Here is a 19,137-nt window from a genome sequence, read left to right as displayed (position 1 = left end):
GGCACGATACCTGTCATCGCTTGGGATCGTCCTCGATATAGCGTGTCTCGATGCGCGGGTTGGCATCGAGCGTGCGATGCACCGGACAGCGCTCGGCGACCTCCAGCAAACGCTCGCGCTCCAGGGCGCTGAGATGACCGTGGATGTCGATGCGCTGGACGATACGGTCGAGCTTCACCGGCCGCTCGGCGCTGACCGCGCAATCCTCGGCATGGTCGCGCGCGTGGCTCAGGGTCACTTCGATGTCGTCGACAGTCAGGCCATGGCGCTTGGCGTACTGGCGCAGGGTCATCGAGGTGCAAGCGCCGAGCGCCATCAGCAGCAGCTCATAGGGCGTCGGTCCCAGATCCGAGCCGCCGGCTGGTTTGGGTTCGTCGGCCTGCCACTGATGGCGCTGGGTATAGAGACCGCGCAGGAACGGGGTGTCGGTGTCGATCTCGGTCACGACGACCTCGTTGGCGGCGACCTTGGGTGCGGTGCCTGTACTCGTCTCGAAGCCGTGCCGTTTGATCCCGAGATAGCGGCTGGCCCAGGCGACCAGGGTCTCGGCGACGTACTCGGCGTCCTCGCGGTTGGTGAGCATGTGGTCGGCCTTGTCGAGCGAGATGAAGCTCTTGGGATGCAGCGCCGACTGGTAGATTTTGGCCGCCTCGCTGATGTCGACGATGGTGTCGAGCGGCGAGTGGAAGACCAAGAGCGGCCGCCCGAGCTGGCGGATGTGATCGGGCGCGGCATAGCGATCGAGATCGTCGAGCAGTTGCTGACGGATCTTGAAGCGCCGGTAGCCGATCTGGACCTCGGCCTCGCCGCGCTCAGCGAGCTGATCGCGCGCGCCGGTCAGCAGGTGCTTCACATGCGCCGCCGTGGCCGGCGCGGCGATGGTCGCCACTGCCTGCACCGAGGGCAGCTGGGGAGCCGCCGCGAGCACGGCCGCGCCGCCCAGGCTGTGACCGACGAGCAGGGCCGGGGCCTCGAAGTCCTGTTCCAGCTTGCGTGCCGCCGCCAGCAGATCCTGGACGTTGGACGAGAAGTTGGTGTTGGCGAAGTCGCCGTCGCTGTTGCCCAGGCCCGTGAAGTCGAAGCGCAGCACCGCGATGCCGCGCTCGGCGAGCGCTCGGCTGATGCGGCTGGTCGCGGCCACGTCCTTGCTACAGGTGAAACAGTGAGCGAAGAGGGCGTAACGGACCACCGGCACCCGCTCGGGCGGGGTCTCCAGGAGACCGACCAAGGTTTGTCCATTCGCGTTGGGAAATTCGAGCCTGATGCGAGCCATGCGAGCCACCCTGTTGTATGTTGCGCTGCAATATACCCAAGCATCGCGTATCCACACAACAGATTGGATCTAAAATATCAATATAATCATATGATTGAATTCGTTATGCGCGTGCGCCGCGCACGCGCGCCCGGCTTGTGCGACACTGAGCGGCCTCGTTTCCATCTCTCAAGACCGCACCCATGACCCGCTCCGCCCGTCCATTGCGCGCCCGTATCCATCTGGACGCGATTCGTCACAATTATCGTCGCGCCAAGTCGCTGGCGCCGCGTTCACGCGCACTCGCCGTGGTCAAGGCCAATGCCTATGGGCATGGCGCGATCGCCGTGGCGCGCACGCTGGCTGATGAGGCCGACGGGTTCGCGGTGGCCTGTGTCGAGGAGGCGCTGGAGCTGCGCGAATCCGGTATCCAGGAGCCGATGCTGCTGCTGGAGGGGGTCTTCAGCCCCGATGAGATCGCGCTCGTCGAGCGTGCCGGACTGGCGATGGTGGTGCACTGTCGCGAGCAGCTGGACTGGGTGCTGAACGCGCATCCCAGCCGGCGGCTCGATTGCTGGATCAAGCTCGACACCGGGATGCACCGGGTCGGCTTCAGCCTGTCGGAGTTCGCTGAAGTCAACGCACGGCTGGCCGCCTGTCCGCATGTCGGCGAGCGCGTGGCCATGACCCATTTCGCCCGCGCCGACGAGATCGATCATCCCTATACCTCGGCTCAGATCGAAGCCTTCGAGCAGGCGCTGAACGGTGCCCGGATCGGGCGCAGTCTCGCCAACTCGGCCGCCGTGTTCGCCTGGCCCCAGGCCCATGGGGACTGGACGCGGCCGGGGATCATGCTCTATGGCGTCTCGCCCTTCGCCGGCACCGGGTCGAACGCGAACATGGATGCGGGCGATCTGCGCCCGGCGATGACGCTCGAGTCGGCCCTGATCGCCGTCCGCGATCTGGACGCGGGCGAGCCGGTCGGCTATGGCGGGCGCTTCGTCTGTGAGCGCCCGACCCGGGTCGGCGTGGCGGCCATCGGCTATGCCGACGGTTATCCGCGTCATGCACGCGACGGGACGCCGATCGCTGTCGGCGGACGACTCACGCGACTCATCGGGCGCGTCTCGATGGACATGATCACGCTCGATCTCACCGGGTTCGACGAGGCTCGACCCGGCGATCCGGTCGAGCTGTGGGGCCGGACCGTTCCGGCCGGCGCGGTCGCCGAGGCGAGCGATACCATTGCCTATCAGCTCTTCACCGGGATCGGCCGGCGCGTGCCCCTGATGTACGAGGACGCTTGACGCACGATGATTGGCGAAAACGAAAGGGCCACCATCCTGGTCACTGGACCGGCGCGCAGCGGCAAGAGCGAATGGGCCGAGCGGCTGGCGCACGAGTCGGGGCGGCCGGTGATCTATGTCGCCACCGCGCGCGAAGATCCCGAGGACGCCGACTGGACGGCACGCATCGCCGCGCACCGACAGCGCCGTCCAGCGCACTGGTCGACCCTGTGCGCGCCGACCGAGCTGGAGTCGGCCATTGCAACGGCGGGCGCGGGCGACGTCTGTTTGCTGATCGACTCGCTCGGAACCTGGGTGGCGAACCTGATCGAGCTGGACGAGGCGGCTTGGCGTGCACGCTGTGAGCGTCTGCTCAGTGTGCTCGAACAGCGCCCGGCCGCGCCGGTCATCCTGGTCGCCGAGGAGACCGGCTGGGGCGTCATCCCCGCCTATCCGATCGGGCGACTGTTCCGCGACCGGCTCGGTGGTCTGGTGCGCCGGCTCGGGCCGCGTTGTTCATCGACCTATCTAGTGGCGGGTGGGCACGCACTCGATCTGCGCCGACTTGGCGTTCCCATCGATCGCTGAGTGGTGTCCGGCATCATGGGACGCGTTCCGTTCGGTCGTCATGCCTCCTGGCTGTGGGTCTGCCTCGCGCTCTGCGTCTCTCCGGCGCCGGCGCTGGACGATGTGGCGCGTCCGAGCGTCATGAGCACCAACCTCTGCGCCGATCTGCTGCTGCTGCGGATCGCCGACCCGGCGCAGATTCGTTCGGTCTCGCGCCAGAGCCAGGATCCGCGTCTGTCGTCCATCGCCGACCGGGCGCGTGCCTATCCGGCCAACCGGGGCGGCGTGGAGGATCTGCTGTATTTCAAACCCGACATCGCGCTCGTCTATCAGGGCTGGATGGGGCGGCGTCACGCCGAACGGCTGGCCGGGCAGGGGATCGAAGTCGTCGCCTTGCCCTATCCCAAGGGGTGGAACGATGCGCTCCAGACCGCGCGCACCATCGCCGCGCGCATCGGGCGTGCCGAGGCCGGCGCGGCGCTGGCCGATGCGTTCGAGCGCCGGATGCAGGCGCTGGCCCGGTCCGGGCACGAACAGGCGCCACGCCTGCTCTATCTGCGTCCGAGCGGCGGCACGGCGGGGCCGGGCACCTATGTCGATGACCTGATCACGCGGCTCGGTCTGCGCAATCTGGCCGCCGAACAGGGCATCAAAGGCTGGGGCCGCTTTCCGCTCGAACGTCTGGCGAGCACCCCGCCCGATGTCTTCCTGCTCGGCTATTTCGATCAGGCCCAGTCGCCGGCACGTTCGGCCTATGGCCGTCATCCGCTGCTTCGTTCGCTCCTGGAGCGTACCCCAGTGATCGGACTTCCGGGCCATGCCTGGGGTTGCGGCGGACTGGAACTGCTCGATGTCGCCGAGCGACTCAGCGAGCAACTCGCCGACATCGAACAGACCCGATCCCGGACACCATCACCCTGACATGCTCAACCTTTTCCTGTTACTCACGCTCTCGCTGCTCAGTCTGCTCTCGCTCGGATTCGGCGAGGCGCCGCTCAGTGCCGGCGAGGTGATCGCCGGCCTGCTCGGCACCGGACCCGAGACCCATCAGGTGATCGTGTATGAGATCCGGTTGCCGCGCGTGGCGCTGGCCTGGCTGGTCGGCCTCTCGCTCGGCGCCTCGGGCGCGGCGCTCCAGGGGCTGCTGCGCAATCCGCTCGCCGAGCCGGGGCTGCTCGGGATCTCGGCGAGCGCCAGCCTGGGGGCGGTGCTGACGCTCTATTTCGGGCTGGCGCTGATCAGTCCCTGGGTGCTGCCGGCGGCAGCCATGTTCTTTGCCCTGCTGGCGACCCTGGTGCTCCAGGCGCTGACGCGCGCCGGCTCGAACAACCTGACCCTGATCCTGGCCGGAGTGGCGCTGTCCTCGCTGGCTGGCGCCCTGACCTCGCTGGCGCTCAATCTCGCGCCCAATCCGAGCGATGCGCAGGACATCGTGCTCTGGCTGCTCGGCTCGATCAGCGACCGCAGTTTCGACGATGTCTGGCTCTGTCTGCCCTTCGTGCTGCTGGGGCTGGCCCTGCTGCTGTGGTGCGCGCCCTCGCTCGACGCGCTGGCGCTCGGCGAGGCCGAGGCCAGCAGTCTGGGAGTCGATCTGGGGCGTCTGCGCACGCTCGTCATCCTGGGGTCGGCGCTGAGTGTCGGCGCGACCGTGGCCATCACGGGCGCCATCGGTTTCGTCGGGTTGGTGGTGCCGCATCTGCTGCGCCGGTTCGTCGGCTTCCGGCCGGGGTCGCTGTTGCCGGCGAGCGCGCTGGGCGGGGCAGTACTGGTGCTCGCGGCCGATATCGCACTGCGTCTGCCCGAGACCGGGCGCGAGCCGATGCTCGGCGTGGTGACGGCGCTGATCGGTGCGCCCTTCTTCCTGGCGCTGGTGCTGCGCTCGCGGAGGGATCTGCTGTGAGCCGGCTCGAACTTGTCGATGTGGCCGTGCAGCAGGGCGGGCGGACGCTGGTGCATGAACTGTCGCTTGAGATCGGAGCCGGCGAGCTGGTCGGACTCATCGGTCCCAATGGGGCCGGCAAGAGTACGCTCATCAAGGCGGTCGCACAGTTGTTGCCCTATCGGGGTTCGATCCGGCTGCACGGTGAGTCGCTGGACCAGATCCCGGCACGCGAGCGGGCGCGACGGCTGGCCTATCTGAGCCAGGACGATCGCGTCCAGTGGCCGATCTCGGTCGCCGATCTGGTCGCGCTCGGGCGTCATCCCTATCGCGGCGGCTGGTGGCGCGGAGCCGGGCGGGCGAGTGACGCCGACCGGCAGGCCATCGAGTCGGCAATGCGCGCAACCGATGTCTGGTCACTGCGCGCGCGCGCGTCCGATACGCTCTCCGGTGGTGAACGGGCGCGCGTGCGGCTGGCACGGGCGCTGGCGGTCGAGGCACCGCTGCTGCTCGCCGACGAGCCGGTCGCCGCGCTCGATCCGCGCCATCAGCTCGAAGTCATGGGGCTGCTGCGTGCCCAGGCGCATCAGGGCGCGAGCGTCATCGTGGTTCTGCACGATCTGACGCTGGCGAGCCGCTTCTGTGATCGCTTGCTGCTGCTGCACCAAGGGCGCGCGGTCGCTTCGGGCGCGGTGGAGGCGGTCTTGAGCGCGGAGCATCTGCGTCTGGCTTATGGCATCGGCGCGGTGATGGGTAAACATCAGGGCCAAAGTTATATCGTTCCCTGGTCATACACAACTTATGGGGATGACGGATGACAGCGAGGCCATCATCGAGCATGCCACGAGCCAGGGGATGCAGGTGGTGATTCCACCGCGCAAGAACTGCACGGTGTCTCGCCCGTATGATGCCGCACTCTACCGTCATCGGCATCTGGTCGAGAACGCCTTCTTGCAGCTCAAACGCTGGCGAGGAATTGCCACCCGGTAGGCCAAGAACGCCGCTTCGTTTCTGGCCGCCGCCCAGATCCGCTGCCTCCTAACGGTGAATCAGGCCGACGACTCCGGGAACAAACCCGGCAACCACCGACCGGCCAGATGCGCCGGAAACGCCAGCACCAATGGGGCGCGGCTCGTCTGGGCCGTCACGACGCCCGCGTCGATCAGCGCGGAGACGACCCGTCTCGCCTGCCGCTCCCCCGTGCCCACGAGTTCGGGCACCTCGCCGCGCGGCAGGGTGCCGCGATACAGGAGCGCGTCGAGCACCAGACCGGCCTTGGGGGGCAAACGACCGAGCTGTATCGCGTCCCGTGCCCAGAGCCGGATTCGCTCGCGCAGTCTCTCGGGCTGAATCAAGCCGTCCATGAACTCCACCTGATCGATGCAGAGATCGAGGAAGAACACCGCGAAATCGGCCAGAGCCTCTTCGCTCAGATGTCCCCGGCCATCGAGATCATTGCGTCGCGGCAGGTCGCAGGCCGCGAGCTGCTGTTTGTAGGTCTCGACATGGCGCGCCAGACCCCGCGCCACGGACCAGAGCGCGCCGCTGTCGAGTGTTTCGACCAGCACCGCATGGGACATCAGACGGGCGACCCGACCATTGCCGTCGATGAAGGGATGGATCCAAAGCAGACGGTGATGTGCACAGGCCGCTGCCAGGATTGTGTCAGTGCGCCCCAGATTGTTATAGACCTGCGTGAAGCGATCCAGGAAACGGACCACGGCACCGGGACTGACCGCGAGATGACGACCGACGCGCACGTCACAATGACGCCACTGCCCAGGCTCGACCCGGACGCGCGTCTCACCATCCAGATCCCGAGTCCAAAGCAGCTCATCCGGTAGTTCTATACAGAACCGGCGGTGGATCTCGCGTATTCCATCGGACGTGAGCGCGCGTTTCCGCAGTCCTCCTTCATCGATCCACTGCTGAACGGCGACATGCGCGCATGCCTCACGCTGTAAATCGCGTGTTTCAGGATCGCGGCTGTAATCGGCTCTGAGTGCTCGCTCGATATCGACCGGGTGTGTATTATGACCCTCGATCAGGTTGCTGTAGTAGCAGTTCATGGCACGCACGAGTGTGGCCAGTGAAGAGAGCAGAGTTTCCGGTAAGGCTCGCCGAAGACCAGCCGCTTTTTGGGCGAGTTCGACCGTTCGGTCGAGGATCTCGCCGCGACGCTTGGCACCTTCGCGCAACAGCAACGGTTCCATCAAGACCAGGGACTCACCCCTGTCCAGGATGGGTGTGTCCGCTTTTTTATCCGCTTCTTTCATTGATATTAAGATTTATATATCAATATTTTGAGCTGTGATTCTAGCATGGTTGAGTCCTGTCATATGTCCGCTTCGATCAGTCCTGTTGCTCGCTTTATCCGGCTCAGCGTCCTCACGCTCTGGCTGGCGTTTTGGATTGGTCAGGATTACGCGCGCGCCGACTGGCGACCCGTGACGGGTGAACCCTGGCCCGCGCTCGAAGCCCCCATCAGCCACAGTGAGCGCACCCTGGAGTCGTCGACGGGCCGCACCGTCAGAGCGCATCTGGCGCTGTTCGACTCGCGCCGCTATCGGCTCGCCGTGCTCGATCTGGGGCCGGATCTGGCGTCGGCCTCGGACTGGCCGGAGCACACGCGCGCCGCCGGTCTGCTGGCGGCGGTCAATGGCGGCTTCTTCCATGCCGACGGTCAGCCGCTCGGGCTGGTCATCGCCGGGGGCGAGCGGCTCAACCGTTTCGAGACGGTCAAGCTCCTGAGCGGTGTGCTCTATGGCGACGCGCGCGGTATCCATCTGGAGCGGCGCGCGCGTTTCCAGTCAAGCCCTGGGATCGACGCCCTGGTGCAGTCCGGCCCCTATCTGGTCGAGCAGGGGCGCGCGGTACGCGGACTCTCGACGCACGATGTCAGCCGTCGCACTTTTATCGCCACCGACTGGCGCCGTCACTGGGTCTTGGGCGCCACGCGCGATGGCCTGACGCTCGCCGAACTGGCCGAGGCGCTGGCCACGCCCGGCGCGCTCGCGCCCTGGCCGGTGGAGCGAGCACTCAATCTCGACGGCGGCACCTCGACCGGGTTCCTCTTCGATCCCGGCGCCGGACAGGAACCGATCCATCTGCGCGCGCGCCGTCCGGTGCGCAATCTGGTGGGCGTGCGGGCGCGTTGATGACGGCGCTGCTCTGGCTGATCCCGATCGCGCTGGCGGGGCTGGGTCTGGCGCTCTGGCGGCGTGCGCGGGCGATCCAGGGGTACGGTCGCGACGGCGAGCGTCTGGTCGGAGCGGCCCTGGAACGGCAGTTCCCGGCCGTCGTCCATGACGTGATCCTGCCGACCGCGCGCGGCGGTCTGACCCAGATCGACCATATCGCCCTCACACCCAAGGGGCTGCTGGTGGTCGAGACCAAGCATTATCGCGGCACGATCCTGGGCAAGCCCGAAGACCGGCACTGGGTGCAGCAGCGCGATCAGGATCGTCGGACGTTCCAGAATCCGTGCCGTCAGAACTACGCGCATGTCAAGGCTGTCGAGGCACTGGGACTCGACGTGCCGATCCTGGAACGGGTGGTCTTCACGGATTCGGCGCGCTTTCCGCATGGGCTGCCGGAGGGCGTGTCGCAACTGGCGACGCTGGAAACCGATCTGGCGCCCTGGCGTCGCGGCCGGGTGTCGCCCAAGCTGCGCCGTGCCTGGAAGGCGTTGCAGCCGGCGATCAGACAGGATGCCAAGGCCCGTCGCGCGCACCGGCGCGGACTGCGTGCACGGTATGGCTGGGATCGGCGCCGGCTGGCGGCCGGCGTCTGCTTCGCCCTGGCGGCGGTGTCGGCGTTCGGACTCCAGCAGTCGTCCGGCGATCCGGCGCTACTCAGCCGGATGGCCGACCTTGGTTCGAGCGGGTCGACACTCGTCGAGCGGCTGATGCGCGTCTGGTCCGAATCACTGCGATTCGACGCTCAACGCTGAGACCGACGCGCCACGGCCACCGTCACGGCCTTTCCGTCCTCGCCGCGATGGATCTGTTTGGCGATCAGCAACTCACCACCGCTCGCAGCCAGCCGCGCGGCGGCTTCCGCGACGCTCGGGGCGCCGACTTCGCCGGCCACGCGCCCGGAGGGCGTCGGAACCGCGACCCCGGCCAGCACCTCGGCCGGATAGAACCGCAACGGCCAGCCGCGTCGGCGCGCCAGCTCCAGCAAGGCGGGTTCATCGGATTTGCGCGCGTGGCTGGCCAGACAGACCACCACGACCGCACCGAGCGGACTCAGTGCCGCCTCGATGGCTTGCTCCAGACTTGCCGGCGCCACGCCGTGCTGACAGCCCAGGCCGACGGCCACTGCGATGGGTTCGTCCATTGGCTCTGCTTTCACCTCTGTCAGCACGTCGGTTAAACTGCCGCGCCTATGAATCCAACCAATGCATGTCAAACACCGATGGCCTCCGAGGACTCGGACGACCCCGACAGTCCTTCCACGCTCATCGCTCCCCCGCGCTCGCCAGACTGGAGGGGTTTCCCATGACCCTGGCGACGCCACTCATCGTCGTCTTCCTCATCCTCGTCAATGCCCTCTACGTCGCGGCCGAGTTCGCGCTCGTCGGGGCGCGTGCGACACGGGTCGAACAGCTCGCCCTAGAGGGCAATCGGCTAGCGGCGGCCGTGCTACAGATCCTGCGCGACACGCAGCGTCTGGATCACTACATCGCCGCCTGTCAGATCGGCATCACGCTCTCCAGTCTGATCCTGGGCGCCTTCGGTCAGGCGACGATCGGCATCGCGCTCGGCGTCCTGCTGGACACGCACACCGGACTCGAACCGCTGAGCGCCCATGCCCTGGCGGCCACCATCACGCTGGTGTTCCTGACGGCGACGCAGGTCGTGCTGGGCGAGCTCATCCCCAAGACCATCGCGCTACAATATCCGGTCGGCACGGCGCTCTACACCTACTGGCCGTTGCGCTGGTCATTGACGCTGTTCGCCCCCTTCATCCGGCTGCTCAACGGGAGCGGCGCGCTGATTCTGCGGCGTCTGGGTGTCAGCGCCGACTCCAGCCATCGCCATATCCATGCGCCCGAGGAGATCGATCTGCTGATCCGCGAGAGCCGCGACGGCGGGCTGCTGGAGGACCGGGAGAGCGAGCGGTTGCGCGAGGCGCTGCAACTCGGGCGGCATCGGGTGCGCCAGCTCATGGTGCCACGGCGGCGGATCGTCGGCCTGGACCTGAGCGCACCCCTGGATGAACTGCTGGAACGCCTGGACGCCAGCCCCTATACCCGGCTGCTGGTCCATGAGGGCTCGCTCGACGACCCCATCGGTTATCTGCACGTCAAGGACGTGGCCATCGCCATCGCAGCGGGCGGCCGGCTGGAGGATCTGCGCGCCCTGGTGCGTCCGCTCCTGACCCTGCCGAGCAGCCTGACCATCGACCGCGCCCTGGGCCAGATGCGCGAGCGGCGCGCCCGCATCGCGATCCTGGTCGACGAATACGGCGATCTCGAAGGACTGCTGAGCCTGGAGGATATCATCCGCGAGCTGCTCGGCGAGCTGTCGGACGAGTTCAAATCCAATCCGGCCCTGAAACCCGTGCGCCTGTCCGATGGACGCTGGCGTCTGCCTGGGCGTCTGCCGCTCGACGAGGTGATCGACTGGGCGGCAAACCAGGGTCTGAGCGACTGGGAACGCGGCGAGGCCGAGACCCTGGCCGGCTGGCTGCTGGAACGGCTCGACGCCATCCCCGAGGGTCGCTGTTCACTCAGGAGCGACGGCCTGCTGTTCGAGATCGAGCGCCTGGATGGAGCGGCCATCGAATCCGTGCTGATCGACCGGCTCCAGCCGGCGGCGGAGGAGGGCGCGGATGCTTGAGTTCATCTGGATGCTGGTGGTGATCCTGATCCTGGTCGCCCTCAACGGCCTGTTCGTGGCCGCCGAGTTCGCCATCATCGGCGCCCCGCGCGCGGTGCTGGCGGCGCGGGCCGAGGGCGGCGACCGGCTGGCGCGGCGTCTCCTGCACACGCTCGACGATCCGGCCCGGCTCGACCGCTACGTGGCCACGGCGCAACTGGGCATCACCTTCGCCAGCCTGGGGCTGGGCATGTATGGCGAGCACAGTCTGGCGCTGTATTTCGAGCACTGGCTGACACTGGCCGGACTGTCGGCCGGCGGTGCGCTGCTGACGGCGCATGGTCTGGCCTCAGTGCTGGCGATCGCCGCCATCACCTATCTGCACATCGTGCTGGGCGAGATGATCCCCAAGGCGCTGGCGCTCAACGACGCCCTGCGCGTGGCGCTCTGGGTGACGCCGAGTCTGCTGCTGATCGGCCTGCTGCTCTATCCGCTGACGCGCGCGCTCAATCTCCTGGGCAACTTTCTGCTGCGCCGGGTCGGGATCGAGCGTGGGCGCGGGGCGCATCACTATCTGGCCCCGAAGGAACTCGAATCCGTGGCGCGCGAGAGTCAGGCCGTGGGGCTGATCAGCGAGGAGAGCGGGCGCATCTTTCGCGAACTCGCCGACTTCGGCGCCATCACCGCCGCCGAGGCCATGGTGCCGCGGGTGCGGGCGCACGGCATCCCGCTCGACGCGAGCGATGCGCGTCTGCGCGAGATCCTGCAACGCCATCGTCACACGCGCTATCCGGTCTATCAGGACGATCTCGACCACATCGTCGGCACCGTGCATATCAAGGATCTGCTGCGTCTGCTGCCCGAGCGGCGCGGACTGCGGCGCGAGGTGGTGCGCGAGACCGCCTATCTGCCTGAGACGGCCACCCTCGATGACGTCCTGAGCGCCATTGAGCGCACCCACAATCAGATGATCGTGGTCATGGACGAACATGGCGGTACGGCCGGCATCCTCACCATCGAGGACATCTGCGCCGAGGCGGTGGGCGACATCGAGGAAGGGGCCGACGACGTTCCGGACGTCATCCCGGCCGGGCCGGGGCGGTATGTCGTCCAGGGCGCGGTGCGGCTCGACACGCTCGGCGGCATCACCGGCCAGGTGCTGGAGCATCCTGAGGTGGATACGGTCTCGGGCCTGATCCTCAGCGAACTGGGGCGTCCGCCCCGCGTCGGGGATCACGTCCAGTGGTCGGGACTGGACTTCGAGGTCACGGGACTGATCGGGCGCGGCGTGCGTCAGGCGATCGTGACCCGGCGCGCTCAGGTGCTTGATTCTTAGCCTGGATCGATATTCATGTCAGACCCTATCGTTCGTCAGTGTCCCGCGCTCTTTCTCACCGCCTGCTCGTCCGGTCAGGGCAAGACCACGGTGGTCGCGGCGCTCGCCCGTCATCATCGCCGGCTCGGGCGACGGGTGCGGGTGTTCAAGACCGGGCCGGATTTCCTCGACCCCATGATTCTGGCGCGCGCCAGCGGTGCCGAGGTCGGGCCGCTGGATCTGTGGATGGTGGGCGAGGCGCTTTGTCGGCGCAAGCTCTACGAGGCGGCGGGCGAGGCGGATCTGATTCTGGTCGAGGGGGCGATGGGGCTGTTCGACGGCTCGCCCTCGGGCGCGGATCTGGCCGAGACCTTCGGGCTGCCGGTCGCCGCCCTGATCGACGCGCGCGGCATGGGCCAGACCTTCGGCGCGCTGGCGCTGGGGCTGGCGAGCTATCGGCCGTCGCTGCGTTTTGCCGGAATCGCGGCCAATCAGGTCGGTAGCGCCCGACATGCCGAGATGGTCGCGGCGGGGCTGCCGGAGTCGGTGCGCTATCTGGGGGCGATTCCGCGTCTGAGCGAAGCGGCGTTGCCGAGCCGGCATTTGGGTCTGGTCCAGGCATCCGAGATCGCCGATCTCGACCATCGACTCGATGCGGCGGCCGATCGGCTCGCCGGGCTGGCGCTGGCCGAACTGCCTGAAGCCGTGGCCTTCGCGTTGCCTGCATCCGAACCCGAACCGCTGCAACCCTGGCTCGCCGGACGCCGGATCGCCGTCGCGCGCGATGCGGCCTTCTCCTTCCTCTATGCCGACAATCTGCGGCTGCTCGAAGCGATGGGGGCGGAGCTGAGTTTCTTCTCGCCGCTCGCCGACCCGGACGTCAGCGCCGATGCCATCTATCTGCCCGGCGGCTACCCCGAGCTGCATCTCCAGGCGCTCGCCGCCAACACAGGCATGAAACGCGCCCTGCGCGCCCATGTCGACGCCGGTCGTCCGCTCTATGCCGAGTGCGGCGGGATGCTCTATCTGCTGGACCATCTGGCCGACAAGACGGGGCAGGGCGCGGATCTGGCCGGACTGCTGCCGGGACGCGGCCGGATGCAGGCGCGTCTGGCCGGACTCGGGATGCAGTCGCTCGATACGCCGTTCGGGCGGCTGCGCGGTCACAGCTTCCATCATTCAACGATGGAGACGCCGGTCGCGCCGGTTGCCTTCAGTCAGCGCCAGCGCGATGGGCAGGCGGGCGAACCCGTCTATCGCTTCGGATCGCTCCAGGCCAGCTATCTGCACCTCTATTTTCCGTCCGCGCCACGGGCGGCGGCGGCGCTGTTCTCAGCCTGACAGGGCCGTGCGCAGTCGCAGACTGTTGGTGACGACGAACAGGCTCGACAGACTCATGGCGCCGGCGGCGAACATGGGATCGAGCTGCCAGCCGGTGAAAGGCCAGAACACCCCGGCGGCGAGCGGAATGAGCGCGACGTTGTAGCCATAGGCCCAGACGAAGTTGAGCCGGATGGTGCGCAGGGTGCGGCGTGCCAGTTCCACCGCATCGGCCACGCCGCGCGGATCACCGCGCATCAGGACCACGCTGCCGGATTCGATCGCGATGTCGGTCCCGGTGCCGATGGCGAGGCCGACATCGGCCTGGGCGAGTGCCGGAGCATCGTTGATGCCGTCGCCGACGAAGGCCACGCGCCGCCCTTCGGCTTGCAGACGCGCGATCTCGGCGGACTTGTCGGCGGGCATGACCTCGGCCAGCACGCGCCCGATGCCGAGTTCGTGCGCGACCGATTCGGCGGTGGGGCGTCCGTCGCCGGTCAGCAGGGCGACGTCCAGCCCCTGTTCGGCCAGCCGTCCGATGGCCTCGCGGCTGCCGGATTTGATGGGGTCGGATACGCCCAGCACCGCGACCAGTTCGCCATCGACCGCGACATACATGAGCGTCGCCGTTGAGTTGGCCGGACCTTCGCCGGCCGCTGCCGGTTCCAGATCCACCCCGAGTTCCTCCATCCAGCGCCGCGCGCCGACGACGACCATCCGGCCATCGACCTGCGCACCGATGCCGAGTCCGGGCCGTGCCTCGACCTCGCCGGCTTCGCTCAGGCTCAGACCACGCGCCCGCGCCGCGGCGACGATAGCCGTGCCGAGCGGATGCTCGCTGTGCTGCTCGACGGAGGCGGCCAGCGTCAGAGCCGCGTTCTCATCCAGACCGAAGGCCGTCAGCTCGGTCAGCGTGGGCTGCCCCGCCGTCAGGGTGCCGGTCTTGTCGAGCACCACCGTATCGACCCGTGCCAGGGTCTCCAGCGCCGCACCCTGCCGAAACAGCAGACCCAGACCGGCCCCGCGCCCGCTGGCAACCAGGATCGCCGTCGGGGTTGCCAGCCCCATGGCGCAGGGACAGGCGATCAGCAGCACGCTGACGGCGGCGGCGAAGGCGTGATTCAGCGCCGGCTCCGGTCCCAGCCACAGCCAGACGCCGAAGGTCAGGACCGCGATCCCCATGACGATCGGCACGAACACCGCCGCGATGCGGTCGGCCAGACGCTGGATCGGCGGCTTGCCGGACTGCGCCTCCTGGACCAATTGGACGATACGCGCCAGCACCGAGTCGGCGCCGACGTGCGTGGCGCGATAGCGGAAGGCGCCGGTCTGATTGAGCGTGCCGCCGATGACCGCATCCCCCGGTTCCTTGCGCACCGGAACCGGCTCGCCGCTGATCATGGACTCGTCGACATGGCTTGCGCCCTCGATCAGGGTGCCGTCGACCGGAATCCGCTCGCCCGGACGCACCAGCAGCACATCGCCCGGCACCACCGCCTCGGCCGGGATCTCGGTCTCGCCCTCGGCGTCGAGCACGCGCGCGGTCGGCGGCTGGAGATGGAGCAGACGCCGGATCGCCTGCGAGGTGCGGCCCTTGGCGATCGCCTCCAGATAACGGCCGAACAGGATCAGGGTGACGATGACGGCGGCGGCCTCGAAATAGAGATGCGCCGTCCCGGCGGGGAAGAGCTGTGGCAGGGTCAGGGCCAGCAGCGAATAGCCATAGGCCGCGCCACTGCCGAGCATCACCAGACTGTCCATGCCTGGACTGAGCTGCGCGAGTTCCTTAACCCCCCGGCTGAAGAAACGCCGCCCCGACCAGAACACGACCGGCGTGGCCAGCAGCAGTTGCAGCCAGTGCCAGACCGCCATGGGCGCCAGCCGTTCCATGAGTCCATGTAGTCCGGGCAGAAGCATCGGCCCCATGCTGACGAGCAGCAGCGGCAGGCTCAGGGCGGCGGCAAACAGCAGATCGCGCTTGAGCCGGCCGAGTTCGCGTGCCTGCCGGGTCTCGTCGCTCTCCTGCGGCTGGTCGGGCAGGCGTGCCTCATAGCCTGCCGCTCGGATGGTCTGGGCGAGGCGCTCGCGGCTCACCGTGGCAGGCAGATAGACGACCTTGGCCGACTCGGTGCTCAGATTGACGTTGGCCTCCAGCACGCCCGGAACGGCCCGCAGCCGACGCTCGACACCTGCCACGCACGAGGCGCATTTCAATCCGCCGACGCCGAGCGTGACCGACTCGGTCACGGGCGCATAGCCGGCCGCGCGCACCGCCTCCAGCAGCTCGGGCACCGAGGTCTGCTCGAAACGCACCAGAGCCAGCCCCGAGGCCAGATTGACCTCGGCTGATTCGACGCCAGGATGATTGACGATGACACGCTCGACCCGCGCCACACAGGACGCGCAGTTGAGGCCGTTCACTCCGATACGCAGTTCTTGGGTCAAAATTTGGACTCCCGGCTGTGATGTCGTTCGTTCCCATGCGGGGACGTTCATTCGGCGGAATGGACGCGGTTGCGCCCCGATTCCTTGGCAGCATAGAGCGCCGAGTCGGCGCGCGCGACCAGCGCGTTCATGGACTCGCCGGGACGCGCGAGTGTCGCGCCGAAGCTCGCCGTCGCCGTGCCGACGATGGGGAATGCGTGCTCGGCGATGCCCAGACGCAGCTTTTCGGCGGTCTGCTCGATGCCGTTGCGATCGATCTGCGGGCAGACGATCATGAACTCCTCGCCGCCCCAGCGACCGAGTGCATCCCGCCGGCGTAGCTGGGCGCGCAGGAGCCGGGTCGTCTCGATCAGTACCTGATCGCCCGCCAGATGGCCATGCCGGTCATTGACCGACTTGAAGTGGTCGAGATCGCACAGGATCAGCCCGAACGTGTCGTCTGCGTCGCGCACGTTTGCCAACGCCTCGTTCAGGATCGCCTCGATCTTGCGCCGGTTGTACACCTCGGTCAGCAGGTCGGTATTGGCCATGCGTGCCAGGATACGGGCTTCGCGCTCCTGGGCCTGCCTGGCCACCCTGACCTCGACCAACTGGGTCGTGCGCTTGTCCAGCTCGAGCGCCATCTCGTTGAAGTTCTGGCTGAGGCGGTCGACCTCGTGGATGCCCGCCGGCTGGAGCGGCTGACTGTGCATCTGCCGGCCGAGATCACTGGTCGCCGCCGAGAGGGCATGGATCGGCGAGACGATGCGGTTCGACAGGCGTCGCACCGACACCAGGAGCAGCAGAAAAAAGCCCAGATAGAACAGCACCAGAACCCCGATGGCGACATAGCCGATGCGGTTGCTCAGATCGCGCAGCGCCGCGACGGGCGCAAGGATACGCGCCTCGTTGACCAGGACCATCAGCCGCCAGCCGGTCTGGGGGATGGGCTTCTGGATGAGTACATAGCGGGTCGCGTCGATCCGCAGTTCCGACAGACTCTGACCCGAACGAAAGAACTCCAGCATCCCGGTGCTGAAGGTCGGATTCGTACTCTTGAAGATGTTGTAGGCATCCGGCTTGCCGGGTGTGGTGCCGAGCGGCTCACCATAGTCGTACGCGAGCAGCTCCCGGAGACCGAAGACCTGCTCGATGCGCGGCGGCATGGCCAGGATGGTGCCGTCGCGGTCGACCATGAAGGGCATGGCGTCCCAGGACAGATTCAGGTCCAGGATGTGGCGAATGAAGCTGTCGATGGTCACATCCAGTCCGGTGACGCCCTCCAGGAAATCGCCGCGATAAACGGGCGCGATGCTGGAGATGACCCAGCCCGCACCGGCCGGGTCCAGATAGGCACTGGTCCAGACCGGACGGCGCTCGGGATTGTGGGCCGCGTCGGCTTCGTAATAGAAGGCCAGATCATTGACGTCCCAGGTGGTGCCGAAGCGCTCGGCGGCATCGTGCATGAAGGGATAGATCCGGTTCATGGCGTCCCAGGTGTTGAGATAGACCTGGGTGACGATGGGGTTGGCGTCGACGGTCGACTTGAAGAGCGGATCGAGATCCTCGCTACAGCGTGCCTTGTGCCGCTCGGCCTCACCGATGGTGGTCGTGGCGGCGTAATAGAGGCTGGCGCCGCCATTGTCCTCGGCCTTGTAGTAGGCTCCGTTGGGATGGCGCTCCAGGCGCGGCGGACCATTAGGCAGGCGGCAGACCTCGGGATGGGCGAAGAAGGTCTCCTGCGCATGCTGCAACAGCCCCGTGAGCCGCGCGACCTCGCCGAGCTGGTTGTCGATGCTCCGGGCCTCGATGGAGATGATCGTCAGCAGGTTGTTCTGGACCTCCTGGAGCAGCGTGTCCTGGTTGCGCGTGGAGATGTAGAGATTGATGCTGAAATAGAGCGTCAGGAGCACCAGCTCGATGGCCAGCATCGGGATCAGGGCGCTCTTGAGATAGTGGCGATAGATCAGTCCCTGCAGGCTCGATGCGGCGCCCTTCATCGTGGTGCCCGCGTTCAGCGCGGCTTGACGGCGGTCAGGAGCGTGACCGGCATGGCGGTGCGCCAGCCGTCGAAGCGCCCGAGCGGGGCGGCGTGCGCAACCGAGATCCGCGTCAGCTCGCCGCCGATGCGCTCGCGTAGCGCGACGAGGAAGGCTTCGCTCTGGATGGTGACGGCGTTGGCCACCAGCCGTCCGCCCGGTTTGAGTGCCGACCAACAGCGCTCGGCCACGCCCGCGACCGTGAGTCCGCCGCCAATGAAGATGGAGTCGGGCGTTTGCAAGCCTTCCAGGGCTTCGGGCGCGCGTCCGGCGACCAGCACCAGATCGGGCACGCCGAGCGCGTCGCGATTGCGTTCGATGAGCGCACGGCGGCCGGCGTCCGACTCGATGGCGATGGCGCGACAGCGTTCGTCGGCGCGCATCCATTCGATCCCGATCGAACCACAGCCGGCGCCCACATCCCACAGCAGTTCACCCGGCATGGGGGCCAAGCGGGCCAGGGTCGCGGCGCGTACATCGCGCTTGGTCAGTTGGCCATCGTGTTCATAGGCCGCGTCCGGGAGTCCGGCGCGGCGCGACACGGGCAGGGCGTCCGGATCGGCCTGGCACTCGACCGCGATCAGGTTGAGTGCGGCGCAATCCTCGACGCCAGCGCTCCACTCAGCGGCGGTATTTTCCAACCGGCGCTCGCATGCACCACCGAGCCGCTCCAGCACCGTCAGCCGGCTCGGGCCATAACCACGCGCGGTCAGTTGCGCGGCCAGTCGGCGCGGTGTCGCACCATCGGCGGACAGCACCAGCAGCCGCGCTCCAGGTGCCAGATGCAGATTGACGCGCGCCAGCGGTCGGCCATGCGCCGGGATCACGGTAACGTCCTGCAAGGCCCAACCCAGCCGCGCTGCCGCCAGCGAAACCGACGAGGGGGCGGGCAGGATGCGCAGTTCCTCGGGCGGCAGACGTTGCGCCAGACTGGCACCGATGCCGAAGAACATCGGATCGCCGCTGGCGAGCACGCACACCGGCTGGCCGCGCCGGGCCAGAAGTTGCGCATAAGCCAGCTCGAACGGACTCGGCCAGGGGTGACGCTCCTGGTCGGGGCGTTCCGGGACGAGTGCCAGATGCCGCGCCCCGCCGAACAGCAGACGCGCCTCGTCGAGGGCTTGGCGTGCCGTTTCGCTCAGCCCGGCGAGTCCGTCCTCGCCAATGCCGATGACGGTGAGCCATGTGCACGGCGTCGTGGAAACAGGCGTTGCGGTCATGTCGATCATG

At 67.5% G+C, this 19,137-nt stretch carries 16 protein-coding genes and 1 pseudogene; 11 read left to right on the top strand and 6 right to left on the bottom strand.

The window, feature by feature from the left end; all coding sequences use genetic code 11:
• Positions 1 to 13: 13 nt before the first annotated feature.
• Positions 14 to 1,273, bottom strand: coding sequence for a bifunctional alpha/beta hydrolase/OsmC family protein (locus ALVIN_RS09085; RefSeq protein WP_012971029.1), 1,260 nt, complete (start codon positions 1,271 to 1,273; stop codon positions 14 to 16).
• Positions 1,274 to 1,455: 182 nt separating this feature from the next.
• Between ALVIN_RS09085 and alr the strand changes: the two genes are divergently transcribed.
• The 6 genes and pseudogenes from alr to ALVIN_RS09055 form a co-directional block, all read left to right on the top strand.
• Positions 1,456 to 2,559: an alanine racemase gene (gene alr / locus ALVIN_RS09080; protein WP_012971028.1), complete on the top strand. Its 1,104-nt coding sequence runs from the start codon at positions 1,456 to 1,458 to the stop codon at positions 2,557 to 2,559.
• Between the two features lie 6 nt (positions 2,560 to 2,565).
• A complete protein-coding gene (cobU, locus tag ALVIN_RS09075; RefSeq protein ID WP_012971027.1) occupies positions 2,566 to 3,126 on the top strand; it encodes a bifunctional adenosylcobinamide kinase/adenosylcobinamide-phosphate guanylyltransferase in 561 nt (186 codons plus the stop codon).
• 15 nt (positions 3,127 to 3,141) lie between these two features.
• On the top strand, positions 3,142 to 4,026 hold the full coding sequence (locus ALVIN_RS09070; protein WP_012971026.1) for an ABC transporter substrate-binding protein: 885 nt from the start codon (positions 3,142 to 3,144) through the stop codon (positions 4,024 to 4,026).
• A 1-nt stretch (position 4,027) separates the two neighbouring features.
• Positions 4,028 to 5,005: a FecCD family ABC transporter permease gene (locus tag ALVIN_RS09065; RefSeq protein ID WP_012971025.1), complete on the top strand. Its 978-nt coding sequence runs from the start codon at positions 4,028 to 4,030 to the stop codon at positions 5,003 to 5,005.
• Entirely contained in the window at positions 5,002 to 5,802 is an 801-nt protein-coding gene (locus tag ALVIN_RS09060) for an ABC transporter ATP-binding protein (protein WP_012971024.1), read from the top strand. Before ALVIN_RS09065 ends, ALVIN_RS09060 begins: the two co-directional genes overlap by 4 nt.
• Positions 5,801 to 5,971 (top strand): annotated as a pseudogene (locus tag ALVIN_RS09055) (IS5/IS1182 family transposase); the annotation flags it as partial. The gene ALVIN_RS09060 and the pseudogene ALVIN_RS09055, both read left to right, overlap by 2 nt.
• Before the next feature lie 62 nt (positions 5,972 to 6,033).
• On the opposite strand, the gene ALVIN_RS09050 reads toward ALVIN_RS09055, so the two are convergent.
• Positions 6,034 to 7,197: a Fic family protein gene (locus tag ALVIN_RS09050; protein WP_148217592.1), complete on the bottom strand. Its 1,164-nt coding sequence runs from the start codon at positions 7,195 to 7,197 to the stop codon at positions 6,034 to 6,036.
• A gap of 126 nt (positions 7,198 to 7,323) precedes the next feature.
• On the opposite strand from ALVIN_RS09050, the gene ALVIN_RS09045 reads away from it, so the two are divergent.
• Together ALVIN_RS09045 and ALVIN_RS16630 are read left to right on the top strand one after the other, a co-directional pair.
• On the top strand, positions 7,324 to 8,142 hold the full coding sequence (locus ALVIN_RS09045) for a phosphodiester glycosidase family protein (protein WP_012971022.1): 819 nt from the start codon (positions 7,324 to 7,326) through the stop codon (positions 8,140 to 8,142).
• A complete protein-coding gene (locus ALVIN_RS16630) occupies positions 8,142 to 8,936 on the top strand; it encodes a nuclease-related domain-containing protein (protein WP_012971021.1) in 795 nt (264 codons plus the stop codon). Before ALVIN_RS09045 ends, ALVIN_RS16630 begins: the two co-directional genes overlap by 1 nt.
• Here the strand turns inward: ALVIN_RS16630 and ALVIN_RS09035 are convergent.
• Positions 8,927 to 9,325, bottom strand: a complete 399-nt coding sequence (locus tag ALVIN_RS09035) for a cobalamin biosynthesis protein (RefSeq protein WP_012971020.1) — start codon at positions 9,323 to 9,325, stop codon at positions 8,927 to 8,929. The two genes, ALVIN_RS16630 and ALVIN_RS09035, sit on opposite strands and share 10 nt — an antisense overlap.
• A 161-nt stretch (positions 9,326 to 9,486) precedes the next feature.
• Here ALVIN_RS09035 and ALVIN_RS09030 point away from each other — a divergent pair, with 161 nt between their 5' ends.
• The 3 genes from ALVIN_RS09030 to ALVIN_RS09020 are packed head-to-tail and all read left to right on the top strand — an operon-like array spanning position 9,487 to position 13,465.
• Positions 9,487 to 10,830 (top strand): hemolysin family protein, encoded by a 1,344-nt coding sequence (locus ALVIN_RS09030; RefSeq protein ID WP_012971019.1) that lies wholly within the window; start codon positions 9,487 to 9,489, stop codon positions 10,828 to 10,830.
• The gene (locus tag ALVIN_RS09025) at positions 10,823 to 12,145 is read left to right on the top strand and encodes a hemolysin family protein (RefSeq protein WP_012971018.1); all 1,323 of its coding nucleotides are present in this window, start codon (positions 10,823 to 10,825) and stop codon (positions 12,143 to 12,145) included. The genes ALVIN_RS09030 and ALVIN_RS09025 overlap by 8 nt, the downstream gene beginning before the upstream one ends.
• Before the next feature lie 15 nt (positions 12,146 to 12,160).
• Positions 12,161 to 13,465 carry a cobyrinate a,c-diamide synthase gene (locus ALVIN_RS09020; RefSeq protein ID WP_012971017.1) on the top strand — a complete coding sequence of 435 codons (1,305 nt, stop codon included), beginning with the start codon at positions 12,161 to 12,163 and terminating at the stop codon, positions 13,463 to 13,465.
• Here ALVIN_RS09020 and ALVIN_RS09015 read toward each other — a convergent pair.
• The 3 genes from ALVIN_RS09015 to ALVIN_RS09005 are packed head-to-tail and all read right to left on the bottom strand — an operon-like array spanning position 13,457 to position 19,127.
• Positions 13,457 to 15,889: a heavy metal translocating P-type ATPase gene (locus ALVIN_RS09015; RefSeq protein ID WP_012971016.1), complete on the bottom strand. Its 2,433-nt coding sequence runs from the start codon at positions 15,887 to 15,889 to the stop codon at positions 13,457 to 13,459. The two genes, ALVIN_RS09020 and ALVIN_RS09015, sit on opposite strands and share 9 nt — an antisense overlap.
• 47 nt (positions 15,890 to 15,936) lie before the next feature.
• On the bottom strand, positions 15,937 to 17,868 hold the full coding sequence (locus ALVIN_RS09010; RefSeq protein ID WP_012971015.1) for a sensor domain-containing diguanylate cyclase: 1,932 nt from the start codon (positions 17,866 to 17,868) through the stop codon (positions 15,937 to 15,939).
• Positions 17,869 to 17,882: 14 nt separating this feature from the next.
• Positions 17,883 to 19,127, bottom strand: coding sequence for a bifunctional cobalt-precorrin-7 (C(5))-methyltransferase/cobalt-precorrin-6B (C(15))-methyltransferase (locus ALVIN_RS09005; protein ID WP_050750368.1), 1,245 nt, complete (start codon positions 19,125 to 19,127; stop codon positions 17,883 to 17,885).
• Between the last annotated feature and the right edge of the window lie 10 nt (positions 19,128 to 19,137).

The organism is Allochromatium vinosum DSM 180 (assembly GCF_000025485.1).
Lineage (GTDB): Bacteria > Pseudomonadota > Gammaproteobacteria > Chromatiales > Chromatiaceae > Thermochromatium > Thermochromatium vinosum.
This window is presented reverse-complemented; position numbering and strand designations above follow the sequence as displayed.